Annotated in this window: 15 protein-coding genes and 1 pseudogene; 7 read left to right on the top strand and 9 right to left on the bottom strand. The window is 70.6% G+C overall.

What is annotated here, in order from left to right; genetic code table 11:
* Position 1 precedes the first annotated feature (1 nt).
* Positions 2-1030, bottom strand: coding sequence for a LacI family DNA-binding transcriptional regulator (locus tag ACIRP7_RS06125; protein WP_393597481.1), 1029 nt, complete (start codon positions 1028-1030; stop codon positions 2-4).
* 59 nt (positions 1031-1089) lie between these two features.
* Positions 1090-1770, bottom strand: coding sequence for a TetR/AcrR family transcriptional regulator (locus ACIRP7_RS06120; protein ID WP_403654545.1), 681 nt, complete (start codon positions 1768-1770; stop codon positions 1090-1092).
* 101 nt (positions 1771-1871) lie between these two features.
* On the opposite strand from ACIRP7_RS06120, the gene ACIRP7_RS06115 reads away from it, so the two are divergent.
* On the top strand, positions 1872-2435 hold the full coding sequence (locus ACIRP7_RS06115; RefSeq protein WP_403654543.1) for an NAD(P)H-dependent oxidoreductase: 564 nt from the start codon (positions 1872-1874) through the stop codon (positions 2433-2435).
* Positions 2436-2511: 76 nt separating this feature from the next.
* On the opposite strand, the gene ACIRP7_RS06110 is transcribed toward ACIRP7_RS06115, so the two are convergent.
* Positions 2512-2664, bottom strand: a complete 153-nt coding sequence (locus ACIRP7_RS06110; RefSeq protein WP_403654541.1) for a luciferase — start codon at positions 2662-2664, stop codon at positions 2512-2514.
* Between the two features lie 72 nt (positions 2665-2736).
* On the bottom strand, positions 2737-3705 hold the full coding sequence (locus ACIRP7_RS06105) for a TerC family protein (protein ID WP_403654539.1): 969 nt from the start codon (positions 3703-3705) through the stop codon (positions 2737-2739).
* 368 nt (positions 3706-4073) lie between these two features.
* Here ACIRP7_RS06105 and ACIRP7_RS06100 point away from each other — a divergent pair.
* Positions 4074-4585 (top strand): annotated as a pseudogene (locus ACIRP7_RS06100) (PucR family transcriptional regulator); the annotation flags it as partial.
* Positions 4586-4600: 15 nt separating this feature from the next.
* Here ACIRP7_RS06100 and ACIRP7_RS06095 read toward each other — a convergent pair.
* Positions 4601-4954 carry a hypothetical protein gene (locus ACIRP7_RS06095; protein ID WP_403654537.1) on the bottom strand — a complete coding sequence of 118 codons (354 nt, stop codon included), beginning with the start codon at positions 4952-4954 and terminating at the stop codon, positions 4601-4603.
* Positions 4955-5102: 148 nt separating this feature from the next.
* On the opposite strand from ACIRP7_RS06095, the gene ACIRP7_RS06090 reads away from it, so the two are divergent.
* The 3 genes from ACIRP7_RS06090 to ACIRP7_RS06080 all read left to right on the top strand — a co-directional run bounded on the left by ACIRP7_RS06090 (position 5103) and on the right by ACIRP7_RS06080 (position 7310).
* Positions 5103-5561, top strand: coding sequence for a MarR family transcriptional regulator (locus tag ACIRP7_RS06090; RefSeq protein ID WP_352384669.1), 459 nt, complete (start codon positions 5103-5105; stop codon positions 5559-5561).
* Positions 5562-5719: 158 nt separating this feature from the next.
* On the top strand, positions 5720-5986 hold the full coding sequence (locus ACIRP7_RS06085) for a hypothetical protein (RefSeq protein ID WP_403654535.1): 267 nt from the start codon (positions 5720-5722) through the stop codon (positions 5984-5986).
* A 130-nt stretch (positions 5987-6116) separates the two neighbouring features.
* Positions 6117-7310 (top strand): CaiB/BaiF CoA transferase family protein, encoded by a 1194-nt coding sequence (locus ACIRP7_RS06080; protein WP_403654533.1) that lies wholly within the window; start codon positions 6117-6119, stop codon positions 7308-7310.
* Between the two features lie 19 nt (positions 7311-7329).
* On the opposite strand, the gene ACIRP7_RS06075 is transcribed toward ACIRP7_RS06080, so the two are convergent.
* Positions 7330-8037, bottom strand: coding sequence for an SDR family oxidoreductase (locus ACIRP7_RS06075; protein WP_403654531.1), 708 nt, complete (start codon positions 8035-8037; stop codon positions 7330-7332).
* A gap of 103 nt (positions 8038-8140) precedes the next feature.
* Here ACIRP7_RS06075 and ACIRP7_RS06070 point away from each other — a divergent pair, with 103 nt between their 5' ends.
* Positions 8141-8986: a helix-turn-helix transcriptional regulator gene (locus ACIRP7_RS06070; RefSeq protein ID WP_403654529.1), complete on the top strand. Its 846-nt coding sequence runs from the start codon at positions 8141-8143 to the stop codon at positions 8984-8986.
* Positions 8987-9022: 36 nt separating this feature from the next.
* Here the strand turns inward: ACIRP7_RS06070 and ACIRP7_RS06065 are convergent, their stop codons facing one another.
* A complete protein-coding gene (locus tag ACIRP7_RS06065) occupies positions 9023-9874 on the bottom strand; it encodes a hypothetical protein (protein ID WP_403654527.1) in 852 nt (283 codons plus the stop codon).
* A 217-nt stretch (positions 9875-10091) separates the two neighbouring features.
* On the opposite strand from ACIRP7_RS06065, the gene ACIRP7_RS06060 reads away from it, so the two are divergent.
* Positions 10092-10769 carry a LuxR C-terminal-related transcriptional regulator gene (locus tag ACIRP7_RS06060; RefSeq protein WP_403654525.1) on the top strand — a complete coding sequence of 226 codons (678 nt, stop codon included), beginning with the start codon at positions 10092-10094 and terminating at the stop codon, positions 10767-10769.
* Between the two features lie 197 nt (positions 10770-10966).
* On the opposite strand, the gene ACIRP7_RS06055 is transcribed toward ACIRP7_RS06060, so the two are convergent.
* Positions 10967-12073, bottom strand: coding sequence for an NAD(P)/FAD-dependent oxidoreductase (locus tag ACIRP7_RS06055; protein ID WP_403654523.1), 1107 nt, complete (start codon positions 12071-12073; stop codon positions 10967-10969).
* A 147-nt stretch (positions 12074-12220) separates the two neighbouring features.
* A complete protein-coding gene (locus ACIRP7_RS06050; RefSeq protein WP_403654521.1) occupies positions 12221-12628 on the bottom strand; it encodes a DUF3224 domain-containing protein in 408 nt (135 codons plus the stop codon).
* Between the last annotated feature and the right edge of the window lie 25 nt (positions 12629-12653).

The following is a 12653-nucleotide window of genomic DNA, read 5'->3' as shown; positions in this document are numbered from 1 at the left end:
GTCAGCTGGAGTCGCGGTGCACGACCGTGGCACCCAGCACCGTGTGCGTCTCGGTCGCGGCGCCCGGTTCGCGCACCGCGCGGTCGACCAGTTCGGCGAGGTCACGGCCGGACGGGAGCTCGAGGTGGACCGTGCTCAGCCGGGGCCGCAGCAGCCGGCCGAGGAGCAGGTCGTCGGCGCCGATCACCGCCGTGTCCTCCGGGATGCGCACGCCCTCGTCCTGGAGGGCACGCATTAACAGCATCGCGTACTCGTCGTTGTACGCGAACACGGCGTCGAGGTCGAGTTCCCGCCAGCGGGCCGCGAGGCCCGCCGCGGCCTGCTCCTCATAGGCGAGGGACAGCTCGGTCAAGGTGGCGTCCGTGCCGTCCAGGGCCCTGCGCACGCCGGCCAGACGGGGCAGCGAAAAGGCCTCCAGGCCGGCCTCCGCGGGCACCACGACCCCGATGCGGCGCCGGCCACGGGCATACAGGTGGGCGGCGGCGCTGTGGCCGACGCCCGCGTGGTCCATGAGCAGGGCGTGGGCCCCCTCGACCGCCTCGGGACCGAGGGTGACCACCGCGCGGGCACCGGAGCGCCGCAGCAGGGCCACGCCCTGCGGGCCGAGTCCCGCGCCGGGCACCAGGACGGCGACCGGGCGCAGCTCGGCCCAGGCACGGGCCGCCTCGTCGCCCTGGAGGCCGACGCTGCCGTACTGCACGACGGTGTAGTCCAGCCGGCCCAGAGCCCACTGAAGATCGCTGATGAACTGGCTGTAGAGCGGGCCGACCGGAATCGCCGGGGCAGGCATCAGGACCATCCGGCTGTGGCCGGCGCGCAGGCTGCGGGCGGCAGCGTGCGGGACGTACCCGAGTTCCTTCGCCGCCGCGTGGACACGGCGGCGCGTCGGCTCGCTGATCCGGACGGCGCTGGTGTTGTTGAGGACGTAGGAGACGGTCGCACGCGAGACGCCGGCCAGGCGGGCCACATCGGCGCTCGTGGGAACCGGGCGCGTGACGGAGGACGCGGACGTGTTCTGTATTTGCACCATGACGACCGTCATCTTTGCAGAAGCTGTGAAGGTGCTCACATGGGGGTTGCCGCTTTCGCTCAGCGCGAGGCGTCAGTGCCGGTCACCCGGCAGACGAGGTCGTTCCAGCCGGCCTCCAGGCGCTCCAGCGGCATTCCGCACTGCCGGGTGAGGTGGTGGATGAGGGCCGGGTCGAGATACCCCATCAGCGTCTGCGCCAGGAGCTCGCAGTCGGCGTCCGGGAGGATCTGCCGCAGCAGCATGGCGGTGTGCATGTGCAGCGCCCGGGTCGACGGGTGGGAGTGGCGGCGGGTGGGCTCCGCCTGCGCGGCCAGCTGCAGGTCCAGCTGTTCGGCGGAGCGGTACAGCACGGCCACGCCGAGCGCCCGCAGCCGGTCCACCGGAGGGGCGCCGGGACCCAGCGGCGGGGGGCCGCCGAGGAAGTCCGCCTGGAGGGTGTGCGCGGAGTGGTCCAGCAGCGCCATGAGCAGTCCGGTGCGGTCGCCGAAACGGCGGAAGACCGTGCCCTTGCCGACTCCGGCCGCCGTCGCCACCGCTTCCATGGTGACTCCCGCCACCCCGTGCTCCGCGATCAGCCGGGTCGCCGCCTCCAGCAGACGGGCACGGTTGCGGGCCGCGTCGGCGCGCAGGCAGGGCTCGTCGAGGGCGGAACCGACCTCCAGAAGCTGCGGCTGGTCGAAGGGCTCCTGAGGCGTCGGGAACGGGGGCAGGGTCGCGGACATGAAGCCAGCGTAAAGCATCGGGAAGAAAACTGGACCTCGGTCCGCTTATGATGCTAGAACCAATAAGCGGACCCCGGTCCGGAACATAAACGCAGTGTTTCAGCCTCCAGGAGTTACCCATGTCTGTTCGCATTCTCGCGCTCGTCGGATCCCTCCGCGCCGGTTCGACCAACCGCCAGCTCGCCGAGGCGGCCGTCAAGCACGCCCCCGAGGGCGCGGAGGTCGTGCTCTTCGAGGGCCTCGGCGACATTCCCTTCTACAACGAGGACATCGACGTGGAGGGCAGCGTCCCCGCGGCCGCCGCCAAGCTGCGTGAGGCCGCCCAGGCCTCCGACGCGTTCCTGTTCTTCTCCCCCGAGTACAACGGCACCATCCCGGCCGTGCTGAAGAACGCCATCGACTGGCTGTCGCGCCCCTTCGGCGCCGGCGCCTTCGGCGGCAAGCCGGTCGCCGTGGTCGGTACCGCGTACGGCCAGTTCGGCGGCGTGTGGGCGCAGGACGAGACCCGCAAGTCGGTGGGCATCGCCGGCGGCAAGGTGCTCGAGGACGTCAAGCTGTCCATCCCGGGTTCGCTGGTGCGCTTCGCCGAGACCCACCCGGCCGACGACGCCGAGGTCGCCGCGCAGCTGGCCGAGGTCGTCGCACAGCTGCACAGCAACACGGGTGAGTCCGCCGCGGCCTGATCTGCCGCACGGCAAAGGGGCCGGAGTCCTTGCACTCCGGCCCCTTTGCCGTGCCCGCCGGCCCGCGGGACAGGCCCTAGTCCAGTTCCGCGAGCCGCTGTACGGCGGGTGCCGTGAAGCGTTCGATCCACTCGGCGGGGGCACCGATGCGCGGGGCGAGGATGACGGTGTCGATACCGAGCTTGGTGTAGCCGGTGATGTCCCGGAGGGGGGCGGCACGCGCACGCACGCGCGCCCGCGCGCGCGAGACCCCGAAGTCAAGGGCGGATTGCTCCGAGAGCCGCGCGGGGCCGGGTTGCCGTCACGCCACGGGTTCCGCCTCCGCCTGCTCCTGCTTCTTCGCGGCGCGCAGGCTCGTCAGGGTGGTGACCGCCAGGACGAGGACGATGAAACCGAGGGAGAAGGGGATGCCGATCTCGGGGACGTGGACGCCGGACTCGTGCAGGGCGTGCAGCACCAGCTTGACGCCGATGAAGCCCAGGATGATCGACAGGCCGTAGCTGAGGTGGACCAGCTTCTTCAGCAGGCCGCCGATGAGGAAGTACAGCTGGCGCAGGCCCATCAGGGCGAAGGCGTTGGCCGTGAAGACGATGTACGGGTCCTGGGTCAGGCCGTAGATCGCGGGGATCGAGTCGAGCGCGAAGAGCACATCGGTCGAGCCGATGGCGAGCATCACGACCAGCATCGGGGTCATGACCCGCTTGCCGTTCTGCTCGATCCACAGCTTGGTGCCGTGGTAGCGGTCCGCCACGCCGAAACGCTTCTCCACCATCTTCAGCAGCTTGTTCTCCTCGTACTCCTCGTCATGTGTGTCCTTGCGGGCGTCCTGGACGAGCTTCCAGGCGGTCCAGATCAGGAAGGCGCCGAAGAGGTAGAACACCCAGGAGAACGCGGAGATGATCGCCGCTCCGGCCGCGATGAACCCGGCGCGCAGCACGAGCGCCATCACCACGCCGACCATCAGCACCCGCTGCTGGTACTGCGAGGGCACCGCGAACTTCCCCATGATCAGGACGAACACGAAGAGGTTGTCCACGCTCAGGGACTTCTCGGTGACGTATCCCGCGAAGAACTCGCCCGTGGGCTTCCCCCCGCCGAAGAGGAACAGTCCGAGTCCGAAGAGACAGGCCAGCACGACCCAGACGACGGTCCAGATACCGGCTTCCTTGACCGACACGTCATGGGGTCTGCGGCCGATGAAGAAGTCGGCGCCGACCAGGACGCACAGGGCGACGACGGTCAGCAGCCAGACGGTGAGCGAGACGTTCACTGGTTCTCCTGTGCGTGGGGGGCACCGACAGCGTTGCCATCACCGGGGATCCCTTCCACCTGCAGAAGGTGAACAACAGGTCACGCGATGGCAAGGAACCGCAGGTCACGCCGGAACACGGCAGAATCTCCGCGCTCACCACCCGCCGTACGGACGCCGTTGCCCCGACGATGACGGCACGAGCCGCCGCGCCCCACGTGAGGAGAAGTCATCACACCTGTGCCGCCCCCGTTCGACGTCGTGCGTCAGGGGGCGGGCATCGACATGCCGGCCGACCAGGACCTGACCCTGGGCGGGTTCTTCGAGGTGGAGGACCGCTCGGTGCCGGGGCCGGAGGGTGCCCCCGAGATCTCGTTGCTGATCTGCCGGCCCGCCGCCGCGGCACGGACCCCGCGGCCGGCGCGCTTGCGCTGGCCCCGCTCGATGGGCGGCCCCGGGTCGTGGCCGGGCGGGCGGGCGGACGCCGAACTGCCCGCGGGGCGGGTCGGGGTGGGCCCCGCCGTGCCCGTGCTCGATCTGCCGCGGTCCTGGGCCGACGCCCGCACCGCGCTGCGGTTCACCGCGGAGGGCACGGCTCAGGACCCTGGACCGACGGTCGTCCACGCCGACGAACTGGGCGGTGTCGCGCGCCGGCCGGCCTCGTCGCGCCGGGCGCGGAGCCGCCGCCCGACGTCCGGGCGCTGGAGGCGGCGGGGGCGGGTACGCCCTGGCTGCTCGCCACGCCGCACTCCGTGGTCTCGACGGCCAACCTGCGCGCGGCTGCCGCCGAGATCAACGTCCACCCCACGCGGAGCATCTGCTGGGCTGGCCGCTGCGCACACCTCAGGGCCGACTGCGGCTGCAACTGGCCCTCACGATGCGGCACTTGGCACGGCCGTAGCGGGAAGCGCGGGGGTCAGCGGAACTCGTGCACGACTTCGATCCGGCCGACGATGTGCGCGTTGAAGTCGTCCAGTTCCTCCGCGGGGACCCACAGTTCGAGGATCGTGCGGCCGCCCGCCTGCTGTACGGGATAACGGCTCACGAACTCCGACTCGACCTCGAAGCGCGTCACGAAGCCGGCACCGTCGTGCTTGACGTTCCAGTCCCTGGCGATCCTGATCGCGTAGTCCTCGTTGAGGACCGGGTAGAAGATCGGCTGCTCGGGCAGCCTCGGTGGCCAGGCGCGCCAGTCGAGTTCCCGGACCAGGTCGAGTTCCTTGGGGCCGGTCGGGCGCCAGAGGGTCGTGGTGGAGGGCCTGGTGGTCATCGGAATCGCTCTCTGCGGGTGCGGACGCGTACGGGGCAGGCAATAGTTGCGCGCGCACTATAGAAGCTGACGCTGAAAGTTTCAGCGATGCAATATCCTGGGCCCATCCGTATCGGACGTCCGTATCGGGACGGAGGAAGCAGGCCCCATGACCGCCACAGACCCCGCGCTGACCGCCCTCGCCCAGGGGTGGTGCGCGCTCTCCCTGCTGCACGGGCGGATCGAGGCGCACATCGAGAAGGCCCTGCAGTCCGCCCACGACCTCAGTGTGCGTGAGTACTCCCTGCTCGACGTCCTGGGCCGGCAGCACGACGGCGAGGGCGGACACCTGCAGATGAAGCAGGTCGCCGACGCCGTCGTCCTCAGTCAGAGCGCCACCACCCGCCTGGTCACCCGTCTTGAGGACCGCGGCCTGCTCGCCCGCTACCTCTGTCCCACCGACCGCCGAGGCATCTACACCGACGTCACCGACGCCGGCCGCACCCTCCTCGAACAAGCCCGCCCCACCAACGAGAAGGCTCTGCGCGAGGCCCTCGACCAGGCCGCCGCCAACCCTGAACTCGCCCCCCTCGTGCGGGCTTTGGAAGCTCACGGCGTACCGGCCTGAGTCAGTCCCCGTTCCTAGGGGTGAGCGCCTTGTGCCGCCCGGCCGGCCTCCTCCGACTGCGTTTCCCGGGAATTGTCGACGGCCGCCATGGGCAAGGTCTTCAGGGACCAGCGGTGAAGGAACGCGACACATTCCGCGCAGAGGAACGGAGACCCAGCGTGACGACGAGCCAGGCCACCACCCCCGGCGAAGACATGTCACTCACTCGGATAGAGCGTCTCGACGAGGAGATCATCGCGCTGCTGGCGCGCCGTCGTGAGATGGCTCAGGAGCTCCCCGCCCCGGCCCGGGCCCGCGCCGTCGACCCGGGCTTCGTGGAGGCCGTACGGGAGATCACCGACCGCTACCGCCAGGAACTCGGCGGGGCCGGAGAACTCGTCGCGCGCGCGGTCATGGTGCTCTGCCACCCGGGCCGCGAGAACTGAGCGCCGGGCCGAAAGGGCCGTACAAAGGAGCCCGGGAGACCTCGCCGGGACGTCGTGCCGTGGCGAACGCACAGGTCGCGGGGGCTGGCCGTCGTTGACACCCTCTCGGATCGGGCCGTACAAAGGCCGCATGAGCGTGCCGCAGCTACCCCTGTCCGGGATTACGGTGGTCAGCCTGGAGCAGGCGGTGGCCGCGCCCTACGCTACCCGCCAACTCGCCGATCTCGGCGCCCGGGTGATCAAGGTGGAGCGACCGGGCGAGGGTGACTTCGCCCGCCGCTACGACACGACCGTGCACGGCCACTCCAGCTATTTCGTGTGGCTCAACCGGTCCAAGGAGTCGCTCACCCTGGACCTGAAGGACCCGCGCGGCCTCGAGATCCTCAACCAACTCCTCGACGGTGCCGACGTGTTCGTCCAGAACCTCGCTCCGGGCGCGGCCGACCGGCTGGGCCTCGGCGTGGACGTCCTCGCCGAGCGCCGGCCGCGGCTGATCCCGTGCACGATCTCCGGGTACGGCACGGACGGGCCCTGGGCCGACCGCAAGTCGTACGACCTGCTGGTGCAGTGCCAGACGGGCCTCGTGTCGCTGACCGGGACCGCCGAGGAGACCGCGCGGGTCGGAATCTCCGTCGCCGACATCGCGGCCGGGATGTACGCCTACAGCGGCATCCTGACTGCCCTGTACACCCGCGCCACCACCGGCAGGGCGCACCCGGTGGAGGTGTCCCTGTTCGAGGCACTGGCCGAGTGGATGAGCCAGCCGGCCAACTACACGCGCTACGGCGGCAGCCAGCCACCACGTCTGGGCACCCAGCACGCCACGATCGCCCCGTACGGTGCCTTCACGGCCGCCGACGGCAACGACGTGCTCTTCTCCATCCAGAACGAACGCGAGTGGACGGTCCTGTGCGCCGATTTCCTGCGGCGGCCCGAGTTGGCCGAGGACCCGCGCTTCGCCACCGGCTCGGCCCGGGTCGCCCACCGCGAGGAGATCAACGCCGTGGTCGCCGAGCGGATCGCACGCTCCGAGGCCGCGCAGGTCCTGAAGGACCTGGAGGGCATCGGTATCGCGTGTGCCGGGGTCAATGACGTCGCCGCGTTCCTCGACCACCCGGTGCTGGCCGCCCGCGGCCGCTGGCACGAGGTCGCCGTCCCCGGCGGGGCCACGGTGGAGGCGCTGCTGCCCCCTGCCGACCTGGCGGGGCTGCCGGCCCGCATGGACCCGGTGCCGGGGGTGGGCGAGCACACCGAGGCGATCCTCACGCAGCTCGGCCGTACCGGCGAGGACATCGCGGCGCTGCGTGCGGACGGGGTCGTCTGACCCCTGGTTCACCCGGGTGTCACCAGGGCAGTGGGCCCTTGGCGTCGAAGTAGCCGCCGGTCGGGCCGTCCGGGGCGACCTGTGCCATGCGGACGATGATCTCGGCGCCCTCCGCCACGGTCTGTGTGCCGGTGTTGCCGTTCAGGTCGGTCTTGGTGAAGCCGGGCTCCACGGAGTTGATCCGCATGGCCGGGAACGCCTTCGCGTACTGCACGGTGAGCATGTTGAGCGCGGTCTTGGAGGTCGGGTAGGCGATGCCCGGGTAGAAGTGCGCGGGGTGGTCCGGGTCGGAGAGGTGGGTCAGCGAGGCCAGGCCGCTGCTGACGTTGACCACGACGGGGGCGGCCGAGCGCTGGAGCAGTGGCAGGAAGGCGTGCAGGACGCGGACGACGCCGAAGACGTTCGTCTCGAAGGTGGTGCGCATGTGGTCGGCGGTCACGGTCTCCGCGACCGGCACGCTGTTGTCCTCGGTCCGGGTCTCGATACCGGCGTTGTTGATCAGGACGTCCAGGCCGCCCGCGGCCTGAAGGGTCTTGGCCGCGGCCTCGACGGAGGCGTCGTCGGTGACGTCGAGCTGGACGAACCGTGCCCCGAGTTCGTCGGCGGCGCGTCGGCCGCGCTCGACGTCACGGGCACCGACGTGGACGGTGTGCCCCGCGGCGATGAGTCGTCGGGCGGTCTCGAAACCGAGACCCTTGTTCGCTCCGGTGATGAGTGTTGTCGTCATGCCGACCAGGTTGCTGGAGCGCGGCCGGGTCAGCCAGAAGACCCTTCTTCCTGGGACTGGCGGTACCAGGCACATCGGCGGCCGGCGGTGTTCACTGAGGAGCATGGCGGCAACAGAACTGGGACAGGCGCTGCGGCGTTGGCGCGACCGGGTCCCGCCGGACGCGGCCGGTCTCCCCCTGGGAGGCCATCGGCGGGCGGCCGGGCTGCGGCGCGAGGAGCTGGCCCTGCTGGCCGGCATCTCGGTCGACTACGTCACGCGTCTCGAACAGGGGCGGGCAGCCAACCCGTCGGTGCAGGTGGTCGAGGCGTTGGCCCGGGCGCTGCGGCTCTCGGGGGACGAGCGGACGTACCTCTTCGGTCTCGCGGGACTGGTGCCGCCGGGCCCTGAGGTCGTGCCCGCTTTCATCACGCCCAGCGTGCAGCGCCTCCTCGACCGGCTGGTGGACACTCCCGTCGCCGTCTCCGACGCAGCCATGACGTTCCTGATGGCCAATCCGATGTACGCGGCCCTGATGGGCGATCCGTCCGTCCTGCGCGGTTTCGAACGCAACGGCGTGTGGCGCAACTTCACCGGCATGCCGACCCGGGTACGGCACACCCCGGAGGAACGGCGTGACTTCGAGGCGGGCATGGTCGCCGAACTGCGCGCGACCGCCGCCCGCTATCCCGCGGACCGTCAACTCACCACCCTCATCGCTGAGTTGCGTACGAGGAGCGAGAGGTTCGCCGAGCTGTGGGACGCGGGGGTGGTGGGCCGTCTCGCCGCCTCGCACAAGACGATCGAGCATCCACAGGTCGGCACGCTCACGCTCGACTGCGACCTGCTCCGGGTGGAGGAGAACGACCTCCACATCCTCGTGTACTCGGCCGAGCCGGGCACCGAGGCCGCCGAGAAGCTACGGCTGATCTCGGTGCTCGGCACACAGAACCTGGTGGAGAGCGGCTAGCGGAGCTTCTCCTTCCCCGCCGACCGCCCCGTGCCCTCAGTAGCCGTACCGGCTCTTCAGGTGGCGCCAGAAGTCGCGCAGCATCCACTTGTCGAAGTCGGTGATCCGGGTCGCGCTGCCCGCGTTCATCAGGAAGCAGCACTGGCCGGTCGGGGTCCAGTCGTAAAAGTCGTCGAGGCCGAAGGTGTGGCCGACCTCGTGGAGGTAGATGTGGATGTCCTCCTGGGCGAGGGCCCCGGTGAAGTACTCCTGGCCGACACGCTGGCCCCAGTCCCCGCCCGCGCCGCCCTGGAAGCCCTTGGTGAGCCAGAGCGACTGGTCGTAGTGACGGGCCGCGCCGCCGGGGCACTTCGCGTAGTTGCCGTCCTGGTGGAAGAAGCGGCCGCAGTCGGGGGCGCACTGCGGGGCGCCGCCGTCGTCGAGGTTTCCGGCGTAGATGTCGACCGAGTTGTCGGTCCACTGCAGGGTCGAGCGGTTCTTCACCGCCCAGCCGACGATGTTGACGGGCACGGTGGTGTACGGCCAGGCGTTGGTGCCGGTGCCGTTGTCGAGCATGGCCGCCATCCACTTGCCGAACTGCTTCTTCAACGCGGCGTGGACCTGGTCGCGGAGGGCGACGCTGACCGGGGCGTCGGACTCCCACCGGACGCAGTAGTTGACGCTTCCCCTGTTGGCCATGACCTGGTCCCAGCCGTAGTTGCGGAAGCCGTAGAGGTCGGAGTAGGTCGACTCGACGTGGTTCCACACCTCGCCCAGCGGTTGCACGAGACCTGCGGGCGGGTTCCAGTTGTCCGCCGCCTGGGCGGGGGGCGCCGTGACAGCGGGGGTGGCGAGTACCGCGAGCAGGGCGGCGAGGAGGGTGACGAGACGCGCGATGCGGGTGCGCATGGAGTGAACTCCCTTCGTGGGGGCCGGGATTCACTGTGAGGGTCGCCGCCGGGCCGCCCTGGGTTGCCCCTGACCGCGACCGGAAAACGCAGCCGGGATGTGAGCCACCCCACAATCGATACGCTCCCGTATCGATTGCCCGGGAGTTACGCTGATCCCCACGAGAACGAAACCGTTTCGTTCAGCAGGTAGCCGCTGGACGAGGATGGAGCACGCCATGACCAGCGTCCTCATCGCCACCGGCCAGTCCCTTCAGCGGGCCGGCCTCCGCATGCTCCTCGACTCCCAGTCGGACCTGACCGTCGTCGGCGAGGCGGCGCGCGGGCCGGAGGCGGTCCGGCTGAGTGCGCTGCTCCGGCCGGACGTCGTCCTGCTGGACGGCCGCAGCACCGGCGCGGACACCGTCGAGACCGTCCGCCGTCTCGCCCACGCGCCGGACGGGCACGCCCCGCACGTCCTGCTGCTCACCACCGGCGACGACACCTACCCCTACGGCGCCCTGCGCGCCGGAGCGGCCGGACATCTTCCGGAGGACGCCACCGCGGACGAACTGGTCGCGGCCGTCCGGGTGGTGGCCGCCGGTGACGTCGTCGTCTCCCCCGGACTGACCCGCGCGCTCATCGACGCCGTCCGCAGCCGGAGCGCCGTCGAGGACTCCGTCCCGGGCAACCGGCTGGACACCCTCACCGGACGCGAACGCGATGTGCTCACCGCGGTGGCCTCCGGGGACTCCAACGCCGAGATCGCCGACCGGCTCTCCATCGCCCCCACCACAGTGAAGTCGCACGTCAGCAACATCCTCACCAAGATCGGCGCCCGCGGCCGGGTCCAGGCCGTGGTATTCGCCTACGAGTCGGGCCTGGTCCGGCCCACACAGCACGTACTGCACGCGTGAAGAGGCCCGCCCGACGGACCTCTCCGGCGGCCATGTCCGCGACGCCCACTCCGTGCCGCCGGTCCCGGACCGGCAGCGCGCGGTGAAGCGTCCCGGCCGCGGGGAGCCATGACCACTGGGGCTCCCGCGCCGGGCGACCCCGCTCTTCCGGTTCAGCACCCGCCGAGGCGCACCTGGCCCGAGGCGACCGTCGTCGATCAGGCCGCCGTATAGCCGAGTTGGCGTCGCATGTAGGGCGTCATGAGGGTCTTCGCCTTGGCCAGGGTGCTGGTGCGGCTGCCGAGCACCGCCGTCTCACCGCCCGGCACGGGCAGCATGGTCACCCCGTCGGCCGGGCCGAAGGGCACGATCAGCGGGGTGCGGTGGAAGGGCCGGTAGAAGCGGGGCTCCTTGCGGTGCCGGCCCGAACTGTGCAGGTGGGCACGGATGTTCCAGGCGGCGAGGTCGGCCTGGGCGAGCGCCGCCGGGGTGATCTTGAGCTCGGTGGCGTCGTTGACGTCGCCCACAGCGAAGACGTCCAGCTGCCCCTCGGCCCGCAGTGACCGGTCGACCTTCACATGCCCGGAGGGGGTCAGCCAGTCTCCGTGGCCGCCCAGGCGCAGCCAGAGCGTGTTGGGGGTGGTGCCGGTGGCCCAGAAGGAGAGGTCCGCGGTGATGATGTCACCGCGGGCGTCGCGGTAGGTGCCGAAGTCGCTGCCCGGGGACATGAAGGAGTCGAGCCGTACCTCCACGTCGTGGGATTCCAGCCAGGCGCGCGCCTTGCGGCCGGCCCGTTCGCTGCCCGTGTTGCTCAGCAGTGCGGGTCCGGAGTGCGCGAGTGTGACCCGGGCGTCCGGTCGGGCCAGCCGGATCTCGGCGGCGAGTTCGACGCCGGAGGGCCCGCCGCCGACGACGAGGACGTGCTCGGCGAAGGCGATCTTCTGCTGGTGCTCGGCGAAGGACTTCATCGCCTCCTCGGTGGTGGTCCCGGCGAAGCGGGCCGGTTCCGGGTAGTCGGCGCCGGTCGCGATCACCACCACGTCGTAGGGCAGCCGCGTGCCGTTGGCCAGCACCACTTGCCGCTCGGTGGTGTCGATGCGGACCACCTTGCCCACGACGACCTGGCCGTGGCGCAGCAGCCGGTCGTACGGGATGAAGGGGGTCGCGCTCCACTCCTTGCGCACTCCTGCCCGCAGGGAGGAGATGCGGTGGAAGAAGACCTCCTTGCGGTCCACCAGCGTGACCCGGGCTGTCGTGTCCAGCCGTTTCGCCAGTCGGACGCCCGCATAGCCGCCGCCGATCACCACTACGTCGCCGTCACTCACGCCGTTCTCCTGAGCCGTGGGGGGAGGGAGCGCCATGACGGACGAGCCGCTCCCCCGGGCACTCGGATGCCGGTGAGCGTAACGCTTGAAACATAAAGTTACGGTGGGGTCCTGTGTGCTTTCCGTGAAGTTCTCGGAGGCGGGGCGTCAGCCGAGTTCGTAGTCGAGCCAGATCCGGTGGGTGCCGTCGGCGTCGACCGCGAGGCCCCCGGTGCCGGAGATCCCCGTCAGCTCCCCGGTGCCGCTGGAGGGGACGATCGTGAAGAACTCCGCGGTGCGGTCGCTTCCGGAGGTGGTCGCCGAGTGCGCGAAGTTGAAGGCGCCGGACCGGTCGTGCACCGAGCCCTCGAAGGACTCCATGGCCACATAGGTGCCGACGCCGGACTCCTGGTCGTACGCGGCGGTGAACAGGGTCGCCGAGCGGCCTGCGACCTCGCCCTCGAAGTGCTTCTCCAGCGTCGCGACACCGACCGGGAGCCCGGTGGCCACGGCCGGCTCGGGCTTCAGCTCGGTCGGGACGAACGCCTTCACGCTGAATGTTCCGTCTGCTCTCATGGGCCGACGGTACCGGCCGGGTCCG

It is taken from the genome of Streptomyces sp. NPDC102270, assembly GCF_044766405.1.
Lineage (GTDB): Bacteria > Actinomycetota > Actinomycetes > Streptomycetales > Streptomycetaceae > Streptomyces.
The sequence above is the reverse complement of the archived record's forward strand: the minus strand, read 5'-3'. Positions and strand labels throughout refer to the sequence as shown.

Bases quoted from the DNA above. Each gene is read 5' to 3' on its own strand.
- ACIRP7_RS06125 (WP_393597481.1), bottom strand. From the start codon at position 1,030: ATGGTGCAAATACAGAACACGTCCGCGTCCTCCGTCACGCGCCCGGTT.
- ACIRP7_RS06120 (WP_403654545.1), bottom strand. From the start codon at position 1,770: ATGCTTTACGCTGGCTTCATGTCCGCGACCCTGCCCCCGTTCCCGACG.
- ACIRP7_RS06115 (WP_403654543.1), top strand. From the start codon at position 1,872: ATGTCTGTTCGCATTCTCGCGCTCGTCGGATCCCTCCGCGCCGGTTCG.
- ACIRP7_RS06095 (WP_403654537.1), bottom strand. From the start codon at position 4,954: ATGACCACCAGGCCCTCCACCACGACCCTCTGGCGCCCGACCGGCCCC.
- ACIRP7_RS06090 (WP_352384669.1), top strand. From the start codon at position 5,103: ATGACCGCCACAGACCCCGCGCTGACCGCCCTCGCCCAGGGGTGGTGC.
- ACIRP7_RS06080 (WP_403654533.1), top strand. From the start codon at position 6,117: ATGAGCGTGCCGCAGCTACCCCTGTCCGGGATTACGGTGGTCAGCCTG.
- ACIRP7_RS06075 (WP_403654531.1), bottom strand. From the start codon at position 8,037: ATGACGACAACACTCATCACCGGAGCGAACAAGGGTCTCGGTTTCGAG.
- ACIRP7_RS06070 (WP_403654529.1), top strand. From the start codon at position 8,141: ATGGCGGCAACAGAACTGGGACAGGCGCTGCGGCGTTGGCGCGACCGG.
- ACIRP7_RS06065 (WP_403654527.1), bottom strand. From the start codon at position 9,874: ATGCGCACCCGCATCGCGCGTCTCGTCACCCTCCTCGCCGCCCTGCTC.
- ACIRP7_RS06060 (WP_403654525.1), top strand. From the start codon at position 10,092: ATGACCAGCGTCCTCATCGCCACCGGCCAGTCCCTTCAGCGGGCCGGC.
- ACIRP7_RS06050 (WP_403654521.1), bottom strand. From the start codon at position 12,628: ATGAGAGCAGACGGAACATTCAGCGTGAAGGCGTTCGTCCCGACCGAG.